19 protein-coding genes are annotated in these 21,702 nt (G+C 40.6%); 8 read left to right on the top strand and 11 right to left on the bottom strand.

Annotated features, from left to right (window positions below; genetic code table 11):
- Window positions 1-167 precede the first annotated feature (167 nt).
- The 4 genes from H8692_RS07745 to typA form a co-directional block, all read right to left on the bottom strand.
- The gene (locus tag H8692_RS07745; protein WP_177267924.1) at window positions 168-3,611 is read right to left on the bottom strand and encodes a pyruvate carboxylase; all 3,444 of its coding nucleotides are present in this window, start codon (window positions 3,609-3,611) and stop codon (window positions 168-170) included.
- A 144-nt stretch (window positions 3,612-3,755) separates the two neighbouring features.
- The gene (locus tag H8692_RS07740) at window positions 3,756-4,400 is read right to left on the bottom strand and encodes a Crp/Fnr family transcriptional regulator (RefSeq protein ID WP_187525379.1); all 645 of its coding nucleotides are present in this window, start codon (window positions 4,398-4,400) and stop codon (window positions 3,756-3,758) included.
- A 138-nt stretch (window positions 4,401-4,538) separates the two neighbouring features.
- The gene (locus H8692_RS07735; protein WP_187525378.1) at window positions 4,539-5,378 is read right to left on the bottom strand and encodes a mechanosensitive ion channel family protein; all 840 of its coding nucleotides are present in this window, start codon (window positions 5,376-5,378) and stop codon (window positions 4,539-4,541) included.
- A 3-nt stretch (window positions 5,379-5,381) separates the two neighbouring features.
- Window positions 5,382-7,271 (bottom strand): translational GTPase TypA, encoded by a 1,890-nt coding sequence (typA, locus tag H8692_RS07730; RefSeq protein WP_187525377.1) that lies wholly within the window; start codon window positions 7,269-7,271, stop codon window positions 5,382-5,384.
- Window positions 7,272-7,479: 208 nt separating this feature from the next.
- Here typA and H8692_RS07725 point away from each other — a divergent pair, with 208 nt between their 5' ends.
- From H8692_RS07725 to H8692_RS07710, 4 genes are all read left to right on the top strand, one after another.
- On the top strand, window positions 7,480-8,028 hold the full coding sequence (locus tag H8692_RS07725; RefSeq protein ID WP_177267932.1) for an N-acetylmuramoyl-L-alanine amidase: 549 nt from the start codon (window positions 7,480-7,482) through the stop codon (window positions 8,026-8,028).
- Between the two features lie 79 nt (window positions 8,029-8,107).
- The gene (locus H8692_RS07720; RefSeq protein WP_177267934.1) at window positions 8,108-9,259 is read left to right on the top strand and encodes a class I SAM-dependent methyltransferase; all 1,152 of its coding nucleotides are present in this window, start codon (window positions 8,108-8,110) and stop codon (window positions 9,257-9,259) included.
- A 36-nt stretch (window positions 9,260-9,295) separates the two neighbouring features.
- On the top strand, window positions 9,296-9,994 hold the full coding sequence (locus H8692_RS07715; protein WP_187525376.1) for an AzlC family ABC transporter permease: 699 nt from the start codon (window positions 9,296-9,298) through the stop codon (window positions 9,992-9,994).
- On the top strand, window positions 9,994-10,311 hold the full coding sequence (locus tag H8692_RS07710) for an AzlD domain-containing protein (RefSeq protein WP_187525375.1): 318 nt from the start codon (window positions 9,994-9,996) through the stop codon (window positions 10,309-10,311). The genes H8692_RS07715 and H8692_RS07710 overlap by 1 nt, the downstream gene beginning before the upstream one ends.
- 5 nt (window positions 10,312-10,316) lie before the next feature.
- On the opposite strand, the gene H8692_RS07705 is transcribed toward H8692_RS07710, so the two are convergent.
- Window positions 10,317-10,988: a uracil-DNA glycosylase gene (locus tag H8692_RS07705; RefSeq protein ID WP_177267940.1), complete on the bottom strand. Its 672-nt coding sequence runs from the start codon at window positions 10,986-10,988 to the stop codon at window positions 10,317-10,319.
- Window positions 10,989-11,085: 97 nt separating this feature from the next.
- On the opposite strand from H8692_RS07705, the gene H8692_RS07700 reads away from it, so the two are divergent.
- Entirely contained in the window at window positions 11,086-11,793 is a 708-nt protein-coding gene (locus tag H8692_RS07700) for a DUF6873 family GME fold protein (protein ID WP_177267942.1), read from the top strand.
- Window positions 11,794-11,801: 8 nt separating this feature from the next.
- Here the strand turns inward: H8692_RS07700 and H8692_RS07695 are convergent, their stop codons facing one another.
- Window positions 11,802-13,043: a polysaccharide deacetylase family protein gene (locus H8692_RS07695; protein WP_177267944.1), complete on the bottom strand. Its 1,242-nt coding sequence runs from the start codon at window positions 13,041-13,043 to the stop codon at window positions 11,802-11,804.
- Between the two features lie 92 nt (window positions 13,044-13,135).
- Here H8692_RS07695 and H8692_RS07690 point away from each other — a divergent pair, with 92 nt between their 5' ends.
- Genes H8692_RS07690 through H8692_RS07680 form a run of 3 tightly spaced genes read left to right on the top strand, consistent with a single transcriptional unit; the run spans window position 13,136 to window position 15,868 of the window.
- Window positions 13,136-14,173 (top strand): elongator complex protein 3, encoded by a 1,038-nt coding sequence (locus H8692_RS07690; RefSeq protein ID WP_177267947.1) that lies wholly within the window; start codon window positions 13,136-13,138, stop codon window positions 14,171-14,173.
- 46 nt (window positions 14,174-14,219) lie between these two features.
- Entirely contained in the window at window positions 14,220-14,483 is a 264-nt protein-coding gene (locus H8692_RS07685) for an ACT domain-containing protein (protein WP_177267949.1), read from the top strand.
- A gap of 26 nt (window positions 14,484-14,509) precedes the next feature.
- On the top strand, window positions 14,510-15,868 hold the full coding sequence (locus H8692_RS07680; RefSeq protein WP_187525374.1) for a PFL family protein: 1,359 nt from the start codon (window positions 14,510-14,512) through the stop codon (window positions 15,866-15,868).
- A gap of 65 nt (window positions 15,869-15,933) precedes the next feature.
- Here the strand turns inward: H8692_RS07680 and H8692_RS07675 are convergent, their stop codons facing one another.
- From H8692_RS07675 to H8692_RS07655, 5 genes are all read right to left on the bottom strand, one after another.
- A complete protein-coding gene (locus H8692_RS07675) occupies window positions 15,934-16,689 on the bottom strand; it encodes a Rossmann-like domain-containing protein (protein ID WP_177267953.1) in 756 nt (251 codons plus the stop codon).
- Window positions 16,690-16,692: 3 nt separating this feature from the next.
- Window positions 16,693-18,405, bottom strand: coding sequence for a hypothetical protein (locus H8692_RS07670; protein WP_187525373.1), 1,713 nt, complete (start codon window positions 18,403-18,405; stop codon window positions 16,693-16,695).
- A gap of 92 nt (window positions 18,406-18,497) precedes the next feature.
- Window positions 18,498-19,289 carry an ABC transporter ATP-binding protein gene (locus H8692_RS07665; protein WP_187525372.1) on the bottom strand — a complete coding sequence of 264 codons (792 nt, stop codon included), beginning with the start codon at window positions 19,287-19,289 and terminating at the stop codon, window positions 18,498-18,500.
- Window positions 19,290-19,294: 5 nt separating this feature from the next.
- Window positions 19,295-20,689, bottom strand: a complete 1,395-nt coding sequence (locus H8692_RS07660; RefSeq protein ID WP_187525371.1) for an ABC transporter substrate-binding protein — start codon at window positions 20,687-20,689, stop codon at window positions 19,295-19,297.
- Window positions 20,689-21,702: a FecCD family ABC transporter permease gene (locus tag H8692_RS07655; RefSeq protein ID WP_187525370.1), complete on the bottom strand. Its 1,014-nt coding sequence runs from the start codon at window positions 21,700-21,702 to the stop codon at window positions 20,689-20,691. The genes H8692_RS07660 and H8692_RS07655 overlap by 1 nt, the downstream gene beginning before the upstream one ends.

The following is a 21,702-nucleotide window of genomic DNA, read 5'->3' as shown; positions in this document are numbered from 1 at the left end:
AATTTTGATATTATTTTTTACCAAAACTCTTAATATATGCGAGGTGTTTTTATCATTGAATGAATATCTCTTTTGATATCCACATAATACAGAAAATCTGCCGCCGTCTTTGGGCAGCAGATTTTCTTCATTTGTTTTTGCTCATATCTGATTCAGCAAAAAACGATCTACTTAAGCTTCGCGATAAGCTCGCCTGCTTTAACCTGCTGTCCTTCTTTTATGTAAATCTTGTCGACCACACCCTTGATAGGAGCAAGTATATTAGTTTCCATCTTCATAGCTTCTATTACGGCAATAGGCTGTTTTTCATCAACTTCATCACCTTCATTTATAAGTACTTTAATGATATTTCCCGGGATATTGGCGCCTATTTCCGTAGGATCATCTGCATCAGCATATACTATCTGTGACGCTGCTCCTGCCATGTTAGCCGCTTCATCCTTTATCTTTACAGCACTTCTGTTGCCGTTAACTTCAAACACAACATTTCTGAAACCTTCTTCATCAGTTTCTCTGATATCTGAAAGTCTTACCACCAGTTCCTTGCCTTCCGCAATCTTAACTTCACAAGTTTCGCCTTCGGCAAGTCCATGGAAGAATATATCGCTTCCCATAAGTCTGAAATTACCGTCCTTTTCAAGACTCTTGAGATAATCTTCAAATACCTTAGGATATAACGCATAACTCAGCGCTTCTTTTTCTGTTCCTTCCAAACCATACTTTTCCTTGAGATCTTTCTTTATCGCATCAAAATCCTCATCAGGCAGAAGTTCTCCCGGTCTGCATGTAATCGGTTCTTTTCCGTGAAGCACAAGTTTCTGAAGCTTCTCAGGGAATCCGCCTTCAGGCTGTCCCATCATACCCTCAAAATATGACACTATTGAATCAGGGAAATCCATATTGGCTGCTTTTTCATAGATATTTTCAGGAGTAAGCTCATTCTGTACCATGAAAATAGCCATATCTCCTACAGCCTTTGAAGAAGGCGTAACCTTTACGATATCTCCCAGCATTTCATTTACTGCCTTATACATTTCCTTAACATCATTGAATTTGTGACCGAGGCCAAAGCTTTCAACCTGTGACTTAAGGTTGGAATACTGTCCTCCCGGCATCTCGTATTTGTATATCTCTGCAGAGCCCGTCATCATGTCGGATTCAAATTCTTTATATACAGGTCTTACCGCCGCCCAGTAATCAGATATCTTCTGAATACCATCAGGTTCAATACCCGTATCTCTTTTGGTTCCTTCCATAGCTGCAACGATAGAATTGAGAGCCGGCTGACTTGTAAGTCCAGACATACTGTTAAATGCTGCATCTATAATGTCAACTCCTGCCGCACCCGCCATCATAAGAGCTGCAACGCCGTTTCCGCTCGTATCATGAGTATGTAAATGAATAGGAATAGATATCTCATTCTTAAGAGCATCTATCAGCTTCTTGGCCGCAACAGGTTTGATAAGTCCCGACATATCCTTGATTCCAAGTATATGAGTTCCTCTCTTCTCCAGTTCCTTCGCCATTCTTACGTAGTAATCCAGATTGTATTTATCTCTGCTTGAATCCAAAATATCTCCTGTATAACAGATACATGCCTCTGCCACTTTACCCTGGTTGAGAGTTTCATCAAGAGCTACTTCCATACCCTGTATCCAGTTAAGCGAGTCGAAAATTCTGAATACGTCTATACCCGATGCTGCAGATTCTTTAACGAATCTTCTTATTACATTATCCGGGTAATTCTTATATCCCACGCCGTTGGCTCCTCTTATAAGCATCTGGAACATAATATTAGGTATCTTGGCTCTGAGCGTTTCAAGTCTTTCCCATGGTGATTCCTTTAGGAATCTGTAAGCTGTATCAAACGTAGCTCCGCCCCACATTTCCAGTGAAAACAGATTCTGTCCATATAATGCCACCGCAGGAGCAATTTTCTCCATATCTACTGTTCTTACTCTTGTAGCCATCAAAGACTGCTGTGCGTCTCTCATAGTGGTATCTGTAATGAGCAGCCTTTTCTGATCTTTAATCCATTCAACAAGACCTTCAGGACCTTTCTCATCCAGGATCTGTTTGGTGCCTCTCAGCTTATTTATTTCATCCTGCTTGATTCTCGGGAAAACAGGAACGTCAAACTGAGGCTTGATTCCTCTGTTTCCGTTTACAAACTTTTCTCCCAGGAACGTAAGGACTTTCAATTCCTTATCTTCACGAACCATGATATTGAGAAGCTCAGGATTATCGGCAATGAATCCGGTATCACAGTTTCCCGCTCTGAAAGTAGGATGATTCAGCACGTTAAGCAGGAATGTCCTGTTTGTCTTAACACCTGTTATCTTCATCTCCTTTAGTGCTCTCTTCACTTTGTTTGCAGCATCCTCAAAACTTCTGGCCCATGAAGTCACTTTTACCAGCAAGCTGTCATAATAAGGCGAGATATTGGCATTCACATAAGCATTGCCCGCATCAAGCCTTATTCCGTATCCTCCGGCACTTGTGTATTTGGTAATAACACCTGTATCGGGTGCAAAACCGTTTATAGGATCCTCCGTAGTAAGCCTGCACTGGATAGCATATCCTCTCGGCTTTATATCTTCCTGACTTTTGATATTAATCTTATCTGAATCGAGACTGTATCCTTCGGCTATTAAGATCTGCGCCTGCACAATATCTATACCTGTAGTCATCTCTGTAACAGTATGTTCTACCTGTATCCTCGGATTCATCTCTATAAAATAGTGATTTCCTTCGTGATCCACCAAAAACTCAACTGTTCCGGCGCTTCTGTAATTCACTGCCTTTGCAATCTTCAAAGCATCAGAACATATATTCTGCCGCTGTTCTTCGGTTATTGAAAGCGCAGGAGTGAATTCCACTACTTTCTGATGCCTTCTCTGTATTGAACAGTCACGTTCATATAAATGTACCACATTGCCGTAACTGTCTCCCAAGATTTGAACCTCTATATGCTTTGGCCTTTCAAGATATTTCTCAATAAAAATATCATCAATACCGAATGCTTTCTTAGCCTCGCTTTTGGCACTTCTGAACTGATCCGGCATTTCTTCCTTGCTTCTTACAATTCTCATGCCTCTGCCGCCGCCGCCTGCAGCTGCCTTAAGCATTACAGGATATCCACATTCTTCTGCAAATTTAAGAGCCACTTCTTCCGATGGGATAGTTTCTGTTATTCCCGGTATAGTAGGTGCCCCCACCTTGTTTGCAACTATCTTGGATTTTACCTTATCTCCCAGATTGTCCATCATGTTGTAATCAGGTCCGATAAATACGATTCCTTCTTCTTCACATGCTTTGGCAAACTCCACATTTTCAGCCAAGAAACCATAGCCCGGGTGGATAGCATCAACGCCTTTTGCTTTCGCAAGTTCGATGATCTCATCTATCGCCAGATAAGCGTCTACCGGAGATTTTCCTCTCCCTACCTGATACGCTTCATCCGCTTTTGTTCTGAATAATGTGTTTTTATCCTCTTCAGAATAAATTGCAACACTTCTTATTCCTAATTCTTTGCAGGCTCTGAATATTCTAATGGCTATTTCGCCTCGGTTGGCTACCAATACTCGTTTAAACTTTCTGCCTTGCTTCATATTCCGAGTCTCCTTTCCTCTCGTTTATAATGTTTAGTCACTTGATTTTTTGCACACAAATAAAATGTCTATCGTGTTATTGTATCACTTTTCACAATTTTTTTCCACTCTATATTTATTATTTATGATGTTTTTGTGGTATTTTCACAGAAATCTAAACTGATCTTTCTCAAAATCTATAATTTTTTCCCGCTTCATCTTATTAAGCTCATTAGACAGGGCACTCCTGTTAACACAAAGATATTGTGCCAATTGTTCTCTGCTCATTTTAACACTTACTGTATCTGAACCCGCTTTTGTCCTGAGTATTTCAAGATACATCAGGATCCTTTTTCTCAGTCCTTTTTCCGCAAGTATCTCTATCTTGTGCATCTTCTTAATATTATCGCTGGCCATCTGCTGCATAAGAACTTCATATATCTGCTTGCTGAATCTTGAATTATTGATATTTTTTAAAGAAATAAACACAATCGTACTATCCTCATTGCAGATGTAATCAATGGGAGCTGTACGCTTTCTGGATACAGCTGTCTCTATTCCGAACACAGATCCCTCATCGTAAATCTGTATTATATGAAGCTCTCCGTTTGGATATGCCTTCTCACCTCTTACGCTTCCTCTGTCAATGATACATATTTTATTAACTTCATCGCCTTCACGGAATATAACATCATCTCTTCTCATGTTTTGTCCGATCACATTCAGCTCTTCAAAGGCTTGCAAATAATCAGATTTGCTCAGATTTTCGAATATTCCGCTGTCTATTGTAGTCCCCAGATATTTCATCATTTTTCCATTGCACAGATAACTTTTCTGTTTTTCCTTCTCTTTTATAATTTTTATGGCATTATCAAATCTTTAACACAATGATTGTATATTTTACCATATTTGCTTCCAGAAAAATGTTTTCAGGACAACGTTTTTCTCTTATTTATCATCCTTCTTCTCTATATGGATATCCATCTGAGGGTAAGGTATAGCTATATTGTTTTCATCAAAGACATGCTTCACCTCTTCTTCGAGAAAATACTTCAGAGTCCAATAATCATCAGTATGACACCATGCAAGAAGATCCATTATAACTGCGCTTTCTCCATGATCAGAAACTCCTATAACAGGTTCCGGATCCTCCAGAACCATATCGCTTCTGTCACAAATATCTTTCATAAGTTGTTTAGCCAGTACAATATCGCTGGAATATCCAATGTTGAACTTACAGTCCACACGCCTTATATCCTCTTTGCTGTGGTTTATCAATATAGATGTATTAACCAGTCCGTTAGGTACAGTTATCGTCTTATTATCATAAGTCATCAAAGTAGTTATAAAAAGATCAATGTCCTTGACTTTTCCCGATACATTCCCTATATCTATATAATCATCTCTGTTAAAAGGCTTCGTCACTATTATCATGACGCCCCCTGCTATATTGGCAAGACTATCCTTTAAAGCAAGGGCTATTGCCGCGCCTGCCGCGCCTATCACTGCTATTATTGTACTCATCTGAACTCCCAAAAGTCCCAGACACATAGTTATGAGTATGATAACAGCCACTGTTTTTATAGCGTTTATTATAAATGTATACAAGACCACATCAAGACTGCTTCTGTCCAGCGCCTTACGTGTTATTTTCAATATTATTTTCAGAACTATCAATCCCGCCAGCACCATTACGGCAAGTTTTATCATTACGGCAGCCAGATCCCACAGTTTATCGGATTCAAAGAACTTGCCGATAATTTTCTCGGCCCTCGTAAGCTCATCCATAGATTATTCCTCCGTTTTTATTTTCTTTCCGAGCCGTCTTCTTTCCAACTCTTTAAGATATTTTTTTCTGAGTCTTATATCGTCGGGAACTATTTCTACTAGCTCATCATCATCAATGAATTCAAGAGCCTCCTCAAGAGAAAAGACTCTGGCAGGCGCAAGTTTAATATTTTCATCGCTTCCCGCAGCCCTCATATTACTTGCCTTTTTTACTTTGCATGGATTGACCACCATGTCTTCTCCCCGGGCGTTCATACCTATTATCATTCCTTCATATACTTTTGTCCCCGGCTCTATAAACATCTGTACTCTTTCACTTATATTAAAAATAGCATACGGTGTAGAAACGCCTTCTTCTTGTGCTATGGCAACACCATTAACTCTTCCCGCTATATCTCCCATATATTCGTCAAACTTTTCGAATCGTCTGACCATTGTCCCCTCGCCTCTCGTATCATTAATGAATTCACTTCTGTACCCCAGAAGGCCTCTCGTAGGCACCAGATATTCCAGCCTTGTGAAACCATTTTCACTTTTCATCTCCTGCATCATACCTTTTCTGAGATTAAGCTTGGAAATGACCGATCCGGAATATTCATCAGGCACCGAAAGCACTACTTCTTCAACAGGCTCAAGCACCTTATTGTTCTCACCTCTTTGCATTATGACTTCAGGTTTTGAAACTGCCAGCTCATACCCTTCCCTTCTCATATTTTCTATCAATATGGAAAGATGAAGCTCTCCTCTTCCAGAAACTTTGAAACTGTCAGTGGAATCAGTTTCTTCCACTTTAAGTCCTACATTTACTTCCAGTTCTTTATCCAAACGCTCTCTCAAATGCCTAGATGTAACAAATTTACCTACTTTTCCCGCAAAAGGGGACTTGTTGACCATAAAATACATAGAAAGTGTAGGTTCTTCAATCTTAATCATCTCCAGAGGATGGGGATCTGAAGGATCACAGATAGTCTCTCCTATGGAAATGTCAGGTATGCCGGAAACAACGACTATATCTCCGGCTTCAGCCTGATCCACTGCCACCCGCTTAAGCCCTCTATATACAAAAACCTGATTTATCTTTTTCTGCTCTATCTGTCCATCGCCTCTTGCAACAGCAATAGTGCTTCCGGATTTCACTATACCCTTTGTTACACGTCCTATTCCCAGTCTCCCTATATAGTCGTCATATGCCAGCGCTGATATTTGCAACTGAAGAGGCTCTTCATTATAGTCAGGATATGGTTTTACATGGTTGATTATAGTTTCGAACAAAGGTGTGATATCAAAACCATTCATGCCTTTTGCGGATTTCTTTATCTTGCTTTCTCCGCCCTCTACATGTATATCCCTAATATCGTCAGGATCGTAAACCACTATACCCTGCCTTGCTACACCGTATAAAATAGGAAAATCCAGCTGCTGATCATTAGCCTCCAAATCCATAAACAACTCATATACTTCATCTACCACTTCATCTATACGGGCATCTTTCTTATCAATCTTATTTATCAAAAGTATTGGATTAATACCTTGTTCCAGCGATTTTTTAAGAACGAATCTTGTCTGAGGCATTGGTCCCTCACTTGAATCTACCAGCAATATAACAGTATCCACTGTTTTTATAATACGTTCGACTTCCGACGAAAAATCGGCGTGTCCCGGTGTATCCACGATATTTATCTTAACATCCCCATGCATGACAGAGCAGTTCTTGGAATAAATAGTTATCCCTCTTTCTCTTTCGATATCATCACTGTCCATGACACAGTCAACTACCTGCTCGTTATCTCTGAAAACTCCGCTTTGATTGAGAAATGCATCTACAAGAGTAGACTTTCCCGCATCTACATGAGCTATTACAGCAATATTTATTATCTTCTGTTTATCTGACATAAATTTCTCCTGCTTTCCGTTATTTTAACAATATATTATAGAATAATATCGTGACTGTGTCAAAAAATCTCTAAATCTATGAAATAACCTACAATATCTGATACTTATTATATCGCCAACTGTTTCGCGAAATCTTTAATATATATCAAACAGAAAAGGTCACAGCCTCCGGCATGCCAACATATGATAAAGGAAAAAGGAGATTTTTATGCCTAATTTATTTTTAAGTCCCTCCGTCCAGCAGTACAATCCATACATCAACGGACTGGGAAGTGAAGAATATTATATGAATCTCATAGCCGATGCCATGGAGCCATATTTGTATGCGTCAGGAATAACCTTTACACGAAACAATCCAGATGATACGCTTTCTCAAGCCATAGCACTCTCCAATGCGGGAAACTACGATTTTCATCTTGCGCTTCATTCAAATGCAGCTCCGGCCAATCTGTCAGGACAGATCCAAGGGCCAGACATCTATTATTATTCCACCAGCACCGAGGGAAAAAGAGCAGCTGAAATATTTCAAGAAAACCTAAAGGTGATATACCCCGATCCAAACCTTGTAAATACCATACCTAATACGACTCTGGGCGAGCTGAGACTTGTAAAAGCACCTTCCAACTTGATCGAACTTGCATACCATGACAATCTGGAAGATGCTATGTGGATAATAAACAACATAAATGTTATTGCCAGAACGCTGGTATTGTCTCTTACAGAATATTTCGGTATTCCTTTTGTCGATCCTTATTAACTTCCAACTTTATCTTTTCTGTGATAATATAATCAAAGCGGTTTCTTTTAACCCCTCAAATATATGAAAGGCACAAATCATGGAAAAAATAATTCAAACTCTGTATTCAGCTGTAAGCAGCGATAAACTGGTAAAAATCATCATAGCTGGGAAGCGCAGAAAATCGGTCCCTCAAAAAAAAGTAACTTTAAGACCTGTGGATATTAAAGGTGAATATATGTATCAGGCAGAATTCCATTTTGATAAAAAAGTCACCCACAAGAATATTCCATACTTTGAAGTCATAGATTTTGCAGAAAACTTGATACAAAAAGATTTCAAACAAATAAATATACTTATGGAAAATGAAGACATACAGATTCTTGCTGCCAAAGCGGATAACCCCAAAATAACCAGAAAACCATCTATACGTAAGGCAGGAGATCTGTCTCACGACAGAAAAAAACAATATATCATAAACGACGGAACACCTTGTGATTTTCTCATTGAGCTGGGCGTCATGTCCCCTGAAGGAAAAGTATATAAAAAACATTACTCAAAGTTCAGACAGATAAACAGATTTCTTGAAATAGCCGATGACTGTTTTGATTATCTTCCTAATCAAGGAACCCTTCGGATCATAGATTTCGGGTGCGGAAAAAGTTATCTTACCTTTGCGCTTTATTACTACCTCAAAATTCAAAAAAACCGTGATGTGGAGATTATAGGTCTCGATCTGAAAGAGGATGTCATAAACTTCTGCAGTGACACAGCCCGAAAGCTGAAATATGACGATCTGCATTTCATCACAGGAGACATTGCAGACTACGAGAGTGACGGAGCCGATATGGTCGTCACTCTCCACGCATGTGACACCGCCACAGACTTCGCGCTCATTAACGCTGTAAAATGGCACAGCAAAGTAATACTTTCCGTACCCTGCTGTCAACATGAACTCTTTTCTCAAATAAAAAACCATATAAATGAGCCGATGCTCAAATACGGTATAATAAAGGACAAGTTCACGGAGCTTCTAACAGATGCTTTGAGGGGACTTAGACTTGAAGCGGCAGGATATGAAGTCAACATGACAGAGTTCACATCTTTGGAACATACAGCAAAAAATATCATGATAAAAGCTGTAGTCCCTGAAAAGTCAAATAAATCTGCTGAAAAAAAAGCTTTGGATGAATACGAAGCACTCAAAGATTTTTACCATGTCTCTCCTGCCATAGATCATCTGAAACTTTAACGTTTTCCATTTTTTAAGAAAGGATATCCGATAATAATGAGTTTAAAAAAAGGTTTAGAAGACGGGATTCCTATTGCATTAGGTTACTTTTCCGTGTCCATAGCCTTTGGTCTCATGGCCGTCCAATGCGGCTGCACATGGATCGAAGCTCTCCTTATATCATTTACAAATCTCACCTCAGCAGGGCAGTTTGCCGGAGTCACAGTAATAGCTGGCATGGGATCATATATTGAAATGGCGGTTACTCAGCTTGTCATAAATTCAAGGTATGCCCTAATGGGAATTGCTCTTTCACAGAAAACCGACAGCAAATTCCACGGTTTATGGAGGGCTGTGTTAGGTTTCGCCATAACAGATGAAATCTTTGCCGTAGCAATAGGCCATGACAGCGAAATAGGCAGACGATATTTTGCAGGCCTGGCCTTCTTTCCCATAATAGGCTGGTCAGCAGGCACCCTCTGCGGTTCTGTGCTTGGAAATATAATGCCTGATATAGTGACAAACGCTCTGGGCATAGCACTCTATGGAATGTTTATAGCAGTAGTAGTTCCTAAGGCAAAAGAAAATGTCCATGTACTTATAGTTGTATGTATTGCCGTTGCCGTAAGCTCTGCCCTTTATTACATTCCGATATTTTCCGTCATATCGTCAGGATTCTCAATAATATTATGTGCTGTAGCGGCTTCTGTAGCTGGTGCAATACTTTTTCCTGTAGATGAAAAGGAGGCCGAATAATGGATTTTCTGAGATTTCTCCCCTATCTGTTTATAATGGCAGGTGTCACATATCTCATACGAGTGATACCTTTTCTTCTTATAAATAAAAAAATAGAGAACAAATTTATAAATTCGTTTCTCTATTACATTCCTTATACTGTTCTGGCATCTATGACTTTCCCAGCTATTTTATACGCTACGGGAAACATCATATCCGCCGCTTTTGGATTTTTGACAGCTATATTTATTTCTTTTAAAGGAAATGGCCTTCTGCCAGTAGCTATCGGTGCATGTGCATCGGTTCTTATATCAGAACTAATTATGACAATCTTTTAATATGTTCATTCGGGTATATCCCAGTTTATAGGCTCTGATCCCGCGGACATCAGAAACTCATTCGCTCTCGAAAAATATTTCCCTCCGAAAAATCCATTGCCGGCAGAATATGGACTCGGATGAGCCCCTTTTAAAATACAGTGTCTCGTATTGGTTATGAGAGTTTCCTTATTCTTAGCGTTCTTACCCCACAAGATAAACACCATAGGCTCCTCTCTCTCATTAAGAAGCTGTATTACTCTGTCGGTAAAAATTTCCCACCCCTTTCCGGCATGGGAATTAGGACTGCTTCTTCTTACGGTAAGAACTGTATTGAGCAGCATTACTCCATTATTAGCCCAACTTTCCAGATTGCCGTGACTTGGAGGATCTATCCCAAGATCGCTTTTTAGCTCCTTGAATATGTTGACAAGAGAAGGTGGTGTTTTTACTCCTTTCTGAACCGAAAAGCACAGTCCGTGAGCCTGTCCCGGCTGATGATACGGATCCTGTCCCAGTATTACGGCCTTCACCTTCTCATAAGGAGTAAATTTAAGCGCATTAAAAATATCGTACATATCCGGATAGATTACCCGGCTTCCATACTCTGATTTAAGAAATTCTCTCAGTTTCAGATAATAATCTTTATCAAATTCTCCCTGCAGGACTTTGTCCCAACTATTTCCTATATTAACCATATTACTATTATATTGATTTTTTCCGTCAAACACAAGGAAAATCGTGATATACTCATAAATAATGTTCTGTTATTTTAACAAAAGGCAGGTGTTAACAATGAAAAAACGAGTTTACCTTTCTTCTCTGGCAGGCGCACCATTGATCAAATATCTGAAAGAACACGGTCTGCAACCTGTTCTTCTGACAGGGAAAATGTCTGATGGAACCGTATCCCCTGTATACAAAGAGATATCTACCCATGCTGATATACATATGTGCCGTTTGGGTCTGTGGGAAAACAGCAAACTTTTCTCGGGAAATACAGCCTATCTTACCTCTGATTACCCGGGAAATATAATCTATAACGCAGTATGTACCGGGAAATACTTTATCCACAACCTTAAATTCACCCATAAGGATCTCTTAGCCGCAGCAGACCAATGGAGCCTTGAAAACTATCCGGGAACTACTCTCATAAAAATTCACGTATCACAAGGATATACGCGGTGCTGCTGCCTTCCTGTAGATGATTCATCATTCATAACATCCGATGAAGGCATAGCAAAAACTATGAAAAATTCCAAAACAGATGTTCTGCTCATCCAAAAAGGGCATATCCTGCTTCCCGGATTCAAATACGGATTCATAGGAGGCTGCTGCGGTCATATGATATTACAGGATAAAAAATCACTGATTTTCAACGGAAATCTGAAAGCTCATCCCGACTTCAAAAAAATTACGGCCTTTGCAAAAGACCGTAATATAGATATTGTATATTTCGAAAATTATCCTCTCACTGATATAGGCAGTATCCTTCAGGAGTAAAACGCTCTTTAAGGACTTACCTTATCCTTAAAGCTTTCAAGGCTCTGCCCCATCACCATCCTGATCCTCGGCAAAAGAAGCGGATCTGTTCCGGGTCTTGCCTTTCCGTATTCAGTCGTCACAGCACACAGGAAACCTGCTTCCTCGACCATGTCTCTGCTGCTGACATTATAATCACCGAAAGGATAAGCGAAGGCCTCCCCGCTGCCGCAGATCTTTATGGATTCTTTCAGATCTGCCATACCCTCTTCTTCAGAAATAGCGGTGAAAACCCCTCCATGCCCTATATTGCCTCCCGGTCTGTGCATATTATGAGAATGAGATTCATACACAAGATAATCACTCCTATATTCATCCACTTTCTCTTCCCCATTTTTCGAAGTTATCATAAAACATGTGGCCGGAATCTTATATTTTTCCAGTACAGGTATACCATTTTTAAGAAAACTCACAGCTCCGTCATCAAAGCAAAGAACTATACTCTTTTCCGGCAATATAAGTTTTCCGTCGATATATTCTCTGACCTCCTTCCATGTAGGATAATAATAACCTTCTTCATTGAGCCATTCGAGCTCTTCTGACAGATCCTTAATCGATATATAATTCCCGTATCTTCTGTTGAGATCGTCGGGAGGTTTTTTTTCATCATAAACATAATGATACATGCAGATAGGCAGCCCTGCAGAATCATAATGCACATTAGGCTCCACAGTTACCTCTCTTGAAACCTGGGTAATATTGCCTTTACCGTCGCTTACAGTATATGTAACTTTATTCTCCCCCGCTTTTTTAAAATTGTCTCCTGTGATCTTTACCTTCCCGGTTATATCCCGTCCGTCCTCATCTACTGCGTGATATCCGGGATCTTCATATTCTTCCCCCAGCTTCACCGTCACCGCTTTACCGCTGTCTTCCAGTATAATCTGCGGGTTCATTTCATCGAGAACTTTCACCGATCTTTTTACAGACAAGTGCCCTGCTTTGTATGTAAGATCATAAATACCGGGAGAGGATGTATCTATTTCTCCGATGACTTCCACCTCGTCTGAAACGTTCTTTCCGTTTATTATGGCCTTTGCTCCCGGGTCATCAAATACAGAATTAAGATTCACCGTCATATCTTTTTCACCATTAAGAGTCATGGAAAAATGTGTGATATAGTAAGCTGTTATGACAGCAAAGATCCCCAAGACCAGTATCGCTAATGCCAGTACCGTAAGTAAAGTTTTCTTGCTTCTAATGTTTTTCATATAAGCTGCACCATTTATCGCCAAATCATCTAAAGTAAATTATTTGCAATCAATTATACATATCATACCATGTTTATGATAGAATGTTAACTATGAAAACACATGCTATAATACCGGTTTTTATACCTCATAAAGGCTGTCCCAATGATTGTGTCTTCTGTAATCAAAAGGCTATAACAGCAAGGGGCGCCGATATAGGGCCAAAAGACGTTAAAAATTTAATAGAAAGTTATCTTCCCACACTGCAAGACCGAAATCTCAAGACTATCGAAATAGCATTTTTCGGAGGAAGCTTTACAGGAATACCCATGGAGGAGCAGTCAGCATTTCTGTCAGTGGCAAAAGAATATAAAGACATGGGTCTTGTGGACAAGATCCATATGTCCACAAGGCCTGACTATATAGATGAAAGGATACTTGATAATCTGAAGAAATATGATGCAGATATCATAGAACTGGGTGTCCAGTCCTTTGTACCGGAAGTTCTCTCAGCTTCCAACAGAGGTCATACCTCAGATGATGTATATAAAGCCTGCAGCCTTATAAAATCATACGGTTTTGATCTGGGTATACAGCTTATGATTGGACTGCCAAAAGATACAAAAGAGCGGTGTATATTTTCAGCCCGAGAAACAGTGAAGATTGCTCCTGCAATAGCCCGCCTTTACCCCACCATTGTTCTCAACGATACGGAGCTTTGCAATATGTATAAAAAAGGCCTGTATCAACCTCTGTCCGCAGACACAGCCGTTGATATCACAAAAGAAATGTATAAGATACTTGATGGAGCCGGTATCAACATAATAAGAGTAGGGCTTAAAAGTACTGATCTTATAACTGAAGGCGGAGAAATACGCGGCTCTACTTTTCATCCTGCATTCAGGCAGCTTGTAGAAGGCGAGATCGCAAAAGAACAGTTAGAGCTGCAGCTTAGAAGCTTCATTGGACAGAATTCCAAAAACCCATGTCTGTCATACGAATTTCGCTGCAGCAGAAACTCTTTTTCTAACATGGTTGGCAACGGCAAAAGAAACAAAAATTACTTTGCCGAAAAATACAAAGACCTCAAAATAAAATACAAGACAGATCAAAGTCTTGAAGACGGACACTATATTGTGATAAAATGTTAAATTAGTATAAATGGAATTTTCCAAGTTTGAATTCAGGAGGATATATATGAAAGCAGTTATTACAGTAATCGGTAAAGATATGGTTGGAATACTGGCAAAAGTCAGTACTACATGCGCTCAGGCCAATGCCAATGTCGTAGAAGTCACACAGTCGATACTTGATGAATATTTCGCCATGATAATGCTTGTGGACATTGATAATATGAACTGTTCTTTAGAAGAACTGAAAAACGATATCGAAACTACAGTACCTACAATGACTGTCCATGTCATGCATGAAGATATCTTCAATTCCATGCACAGAATATAACGGGAAGACAAAGGAGGTAAGAAATCATGCTGAACACTAAAGACATCATGGAGACTATAACCATGATACAGGACGAACACTTAGATATACGCACTATAACTATGGGTATCTCACTCATGGACTGCTGTGACAGTGATATAGATGTATCATGCCGAAAAGTCTACGACAAGATATACAATAAAGCGAAAAACCTTGTGAAAACAGGTGAAGAAATAGAGAAAAAATACGGAATACCTATCGTAAACAAAAGAGTATCTGTTACACCTGTTTCCCTTCTGACTGCAGTCTCCGGAGGCGATCCGGTCAAATATGCAAAAATTCTTGACAAGGTTGCCAAAGACATAGGCGTGAATTTCATCGGAGGCTACTCCGCTCTGGTACACAAAGGTTTTGCTGCAGGTGACAGAGCTCTCATAAATTCCATTCCAAGAGCCCTCGCCGAAACTAACTTTGTATGTTCGTCTGTAAATATAGGATCAACAAAATCCGGTATCAATATGGATGCAGTAAAAATAATGGGACAAATCGTAAGAGATACGGCAGAACTCACAAAAATGAATCAATGCATAGGCGCCGCCAAGCTGGTGGTATTCTGTAATGCACCTGAGGACAATCCTTTTATGGCTGGTGCTTTTCATGGTATAGGAGAACCTGACTGCGTAATAAACGTCGGAGTTTCAGGGCCGGGAGTCGTAAGATCAGCACTGTCAAAGATGCCAAAAAATTCATCGCTTTCGGAAGTAGCCGATCTCATAAAGAAAACCGCTTTCAAGATCACCAGAATGGGTCAGCTTGTAGGAAGTGAAGCTTCTCAAAAGCTGGACGTGCCTTTCGGAATAATAGATCTGTCACTGGCGCCGACACCTGCTGTAGGTGATTCAGTAGCATATATACTGGAAGAGATAGGCCTTGAGCAATGTGGTACTCACGGTACTACGGCAGCTCTTGCCATGCTCAATGATGCTGTGAAAAAAGGCGGTGTAATGGCATCGTCAAACGTAGGCGGGCTTTCGGGAGCCTTTATTCCTGTTTCTGAGGATGCCGGAATGATAAAAGCAGCCGAAAACGGAACCCTTTCTCTGGAAAAACTGGAAGCCATGACAGCAGTATGTTCAGTAGGTCTGGATATGATAGTTCTGCCGGGAGATACTCCTTCCGAAACCATATCGGCAATAATAGCTGATGAGGCTGCCATCGGTATGGTGAATTCAAAAACCACTGCAGTGAGAGTCATCCCGGCTATAGGACAAAAAGAAGGAGAGATGTTAGACTTCGGCGGCCTTTTAGGAAAAGGACCGATAATGAAAGTGAATAAAAAATCTTCTGCCATAATGATAAACCGAGGCGGAAAAATTCCCGCTCCTATGCAAAGTCTCAAAAATTAGTAAAAGTATAAATAACCGTCTTGTTCTTATAAAAACAAGACGGTTATTTTTATACTTTATATAAATCACTCATATAGATCGGCAAAGCATACTCTTTTCAGGTCCATCAGCACAGCACTTCCGGATAATGTAGTTCCGAAAAACAACACTTCAGTATCGATATCAATATAATCTACTATAGTTCCATTGCATACTGTACTGCCTGTGCACAAGATAAGATCTGCATATCTGTTCACTACATCATCATAGACCTTGCTTCCATCTTCTACAAGCACACCATACCTTATCTGTCCTATATTGGCAGGATTCAAATCAAGTACACGAACATCATATTCACTGTGAGACAGCATGTCCAAAAGGGCCGGCTGATACCCTATCAGTCCTATCCTTTTTCTGTCAGGATAGTTTTCTCTCAGAAATTGATACATATCTTTAGCGCAAAATTCAGGCCCCTCAGTACGGCAGTGGACTGCTCCTTTACACAGATCAAGATAACTCATCACAGCATTAACCGCCGCTATGAAAATTCCTCTTTCATGAGGTTCGTTTATTATATCCATGTTCATCACTTCCCAAAGGCCTCCCTTGAAAGATGTCGGAGCCTCAGTAAAGGCTTGGCCGAAACAATTTCGGAACTCTGCCTGTATCATTACATCCTTGCCTGTGATAATAGGAAAGTCCTGTCTTTTCGTTTTCCCTATAGCCTCTTCTGCCGTCAGAGAGCGACATATGATTTGCACAGGATCATTTTCTATATTATTTTCTTTCAAAACATCTGTGAATCTCTTTTTTAAAGTCTCATAAAAAGTTTCTGCTTTCATGGATTACGATGCCTTTCTGCGAATTACAGCCCCGACTGCCGTTCCTCCTGCCAGCATCAAAGCCAACATCAAAACTATTGGAGTTTCATCTCCCGTTGCTGCCGAATTATCCTTATCAGCATCTTCTCCTTTATTCGAGTCTTGGGTCTTCTCCCCTTCCTGCACTCCAGGCTTTTGTTCCTCCTGTCCCGGGTCTTTACCTTCCTCGCCTTTCTTAACAAGCGCATCTATATTGGTTTGTATCCTGTCAGCCGCACTGTTTACATCTGCTTGGGAATAGTAAGTCGTATCTTGCATTATTACACTTGCCAAATATGCAGCCGCTTCTACTTTATCAAAACTTTCATCAGTATACAGACTCTTGTCTATAGCCGACGCATCAGTTCCTGCTTTTTCCAAAACCGAAGTATCTATATTTTTGGATCCATTGTTCAGATATGATAATACATGTAATTCCAATACATCGCCTGCCTTGGAATCTTTGGCAGTTATGGTTATCTCATCGCCGTTTCCCGTAACAATATAATTTTCACCCAGTGTATCCTGGATTCCGCCACTATACATTTCCACAAATTCTGACGCTGTAATTTTCAGATAATCATGCCAATGTCCTGTATATGTTCCTCCGTATGAAGTCAGACTTCCTTCAGGAATCGGCTTTCCGTTTTTCAATACTACTAAATGGACCATTCCTCTTGTAGAACTTTCAGGAGCCACTATCTTTGTTGTCACAGAAGCGTTATTTTTCTCATCTGCCGCAACCTGTTTTATAATTTCCGTTGTAAGTCCGTTAGGCATCAGCATCGTTACATCTGATTCTGCCAGTTTGCTTCCGTCCTTTGTAGTAAGATTCTGCCAAATCCCTGAAGATGTTATCTGCCCGCTGTATGGTGCCACCCATCCGCTTATCTCAAAGCTGAAGGTTTTGCCGTCTGCACTCAAGGATACATTTTTCACTTCCCCCATTTTTCCTCCGAGGGCCTGATTATGTATCTTCACAGTCTTCATCAGTTCCTGCATAAGAGCATTTTCATCAACTATTTTCATTTCTTCTGCAAAATCCAGAGAAATATAAGCTGTCTGTGTATCCGTACCTACCGATCCCATAGAAAGCTCCGGAACATTAGGTCCTTTGTGATCTGAAGATACATCAAAATCAGATATAGATATCACATCATTTACCTTAACAGTAAATGTCTTTTCAGTTGTGACCCAGTCGCATAAAGACGCCGATACAGTTACCTCTGTCTCGCCTGTTCCTGTTGCTGTAAGCTCAATCTTACCATCAGCTGTGCTTCCTGCTTTGCTGCCGGCATCTTTGACAGCAGTCGCTTCCGAAGCTTTTACAATGGATTCATCATCAGATTTTACCGTAACTTTAGCTGTTCGCATCACAGGGCTACTCGCACACGAACACCCTAATCCTTTTTTAAAGCAAGAATCTCCCCCACACATGTCAGGGCAGGCGACATCACCCATCTCCATCTGACAGCCTTCATACTGAACATGAATATAAGGAGAAATACTGATAGATGCCGTACCCCCGGGCATCATTGATATCGTATCTCCCCCGCCATCTGCAGTCACTGCCATAGTGCCGTGATTATAGGTAGGACTTGTTACATTTTCATTTGCAAAAGCCATCGTTGCCGATAAACTGAGTACCAGTAAAGCACTCATCATCCATAAAAACATCCGTTTGGGAAATTTTTTCATCTTTCCGCTCCTCTCTTCTTTTAATTCCTATACCATAATAAATAATTTATTTAATCTCCGTAATGGAGTTTAAATCTTCTGAAATTACTGCTCTAATCTATCCCTGCTGCTATATATTTCATCATTTTTCCGTTTTTACCCGTATAAGTGTGAACAGATGCGTTTACATCATACATACATTTAAGCAGTTCTTCTGTGATGATTTCTTCTGCCGGTCCGAGGCTCCAGTCGTTTTTGCCTTTTAGCGCCAGTACTGATGCATTGACGAGAAAAGCCTGATCCGGCTGATGAGTAGAAAAGCACACTCCTATGCCCTCCTCCGTCAGTTTTTTTATTTCTCTCAAGAGTCTCATCTGATTGCCAAAGTCAAGGCTGGCTGCAGGCTCATCCATAAAGATATACTTTGTCTGCTGTGTAAGAGCTCTGGCTATGAGCGCCAGCTGCCTTTCTCCTCCGCTGATTTCTGTGTAAAGTTCATCTTTCAAATGAAAAATACCCATACGTTCCAGCATCCGGCAGGCGATTTTTTGATCCTCTTTTCCCGGTGAGCCAAACGGCGAGATATGAGCACCCCTCCCCATCAGCACCACATCATATACAGAATAAGCAAAGGGAGGGGTATGATATTGTGGTACATATGATATATATTTTGCAAGCTGATTACTTGAAATATCCTGCATATCCCTGCCATCTACAAATATGCTGCCTCCTAAAAGAGGAATAAAGCCCAGTATCGTCCTGTACATAGTAGTTTTCCCCGCTCCGTTGGCTCCTAAAAAGCACATCAGCTTTCCCGGCTCCAAAGCAAAAGAAATATTTTCAATCACAACTTTTTTCTTCTGTTTTCCTGTATATCCAAATACAGCTTCTTTTATCTCCAGCATTTTTATCAAGGATTCTCCCTGTTCAATATTTTTTCAGCATCTTCTCTTGTAAGAGAGTAATCAAAAAACTTTTCGTAAAAAATCATTATTTCCTCTTCCATATCCAGATCTTCAAATTCGTCAGGATGTAAAATCTTTGCCATATTCATGATTAACAGGATCTTTTGTATCCCCATATCCCAGTAAAATACCCCTGATGGGCTCGCATAAACCTGCTGATTTTTTACGGCGTTCAAAGATTTGTACACAGATTTGCTCTGTATTTCCTTTTTAAGTTCTTCTGCAGTCTTTCCGTCATTCATCCCTCCATGATCAATGAATATAATATCAGGGTTCCATGCCATAAGCTGCTCGTAATCTATCTGAGTTCTGTTTCCCGCATTCAGTTCGCAAGACACAGGATTGCCTCCGGCGCTTTCTATAACCTGTATTATATCCGAATGTTTTCCATAAGTTGTAAGTATGTCTACTCCTGCATAATAAACATCCGGTCTTTCTTTCTCATCTATTTTATCTGTCCGTTCTTTTATCCAGCTAAGTTTTTCATCAAAATATCTGCAATACTCCTCTGCACGTTCTTCCGCATCTTTTCCCAGTGTAGCGGCATAATTTCTTACTTGATTCTTAACTCCCTCAAGAGTCTCTTCCGTCTCTGCGGACAAAACCGCAACACCTGCTTTTTTCAGCTGAGTAAGCTCATTTTCTCTGGGAAATGTATAGACAATCTCCGGTTCATATTTCATAAGCTCCTCAAAATTTACAGACGTATGAACATTATTCAAAACAGGAATTTTATTAATTCTGGAAAATACTTTTTCTGCCCACGGAAAGTCAGCAGTCTGAACATCAGCCCGTACAACAATCTTATCTTCAGCGCCTAACATAGTCAAAAGTTCATAAGAAGGCCCATATACGGCAGCCAGGCGCTGGGGATTCTTCGGAAATTCAACCTCTGCCTCCTGCTGTTTCCCTGATATTACAGGAACATCTCTGCCGGATACTGTACCCGTAAGTGTTATCCCTTCAGGAGCAGACAGCATTCCTATACTATCTACAGTGCCGGCTTCCTTTTCTCTGAGAACAACTGTGTTCCCCTCGCATGACACGACTTCCCAGAGATCATCTGCACGTTCTACTACGTCTCCTATAGCTTCTGTAACTTCTTCAGAATCTGCTCCCGCATATAAATGTACCGGCTGATCCACACAGTTTCCGCAGCTGTTGCTTTCAAGATCCTTATACACATTTATGCTATAATCAAGAACAGTAACGATACCTGCTTCTGCCGAATCTCCGCTGGCCGTAACTTTATACTCCACTTTTTGCTGGCCGCATGATGACAGTATTGCTGCAACAGCTGCCATCAGACCGATACACCATATAAAACATTTCTTTTTCATTACAAAAACCCTTTCCTGCCTCTTGCCAGCAACACTACAAACACCGGAGCCCCCACAATGGCGGTCAATATTCCTATTGGAAGTTCCTGAGGAAACGCACACCTTGCCACATCATCTACCAGAAGAAGAAATATAGCGCCAAGAATCGCGCTGCACGGCAGCATATGCTTATAATCCGACCCTACCATCAGGCGAGCGAAATGAGGCACTATCAGACCTACCCATCCTATCATTCCTCCTACTGCCACACAGGCGGCAGTCATAAATGTAGCGCACAGAATTATGATTCCCTGATATTTTTTAACCGGCACCCCCATAGCTCTCGCCTCGTCTGCCCCGAAAGACAGCAGATTAATCCTCCACCTCAGCATCATGAGTATTGCTGTGCCTAAAATAATAGGAATCAAAAGAAACAGCATGTCTGACAATGTGACATATGTAAGTCCTCCCATAAGCCAAAATGCTATGGAAGGCATAGTATCAAAAGGATCCGCAACATATTTAATAATTGATATAAACGCCTGAAAAAGCGAACTTACTACAATACCGCTCAACACCAGAAGAAGCCTGTTATTATCTGTATGTCCTCCCACCATACGACTTATCAGCCTCGTGACCATTACAGCTGTTATTCCTGAAAAAAACGCCGTCAGCTGTACTGCTAAAGTAGGCATGCCGCACAAGAATCCTAAAGCGGCTCCAAAACCGGCTCCTGCTGAAGCTCCCAGAAGATCGGGTGAAACCATAGGATTCCTGAAAATACCTTGATAGCCGGCTCCCGATACTGATAATCCACATCCTATCAATATAGCTGCTGCTATTCTTGGAAGCCTTGATTGAAACAACACAGTTTCATGTCCTGAAACACTTAAACTACTTCCGTCTATTTTCGATCCCACAATCTCTACGATATCTTGTAATGATATGGAGAAACGTCCTGCCATCACCGACAGCATGACAAGCACCGCCAATATAATGCTGAGAAAAAACATAATATTTTTTCTTTTTTTCAT

This window comes from Lentihominibacter hominis (assembly GCF_014385065.1).
Taxonomy (GTDB): Bacteria; Bacillota; Clostridia; order Peptostreptococcales; family Anaerovoracaceae; genus Lentihominibacter; species Lentihominibacter hominis.
This window is presented reverse-complemented; position numbering and strand designations above follow the sequence as displayed.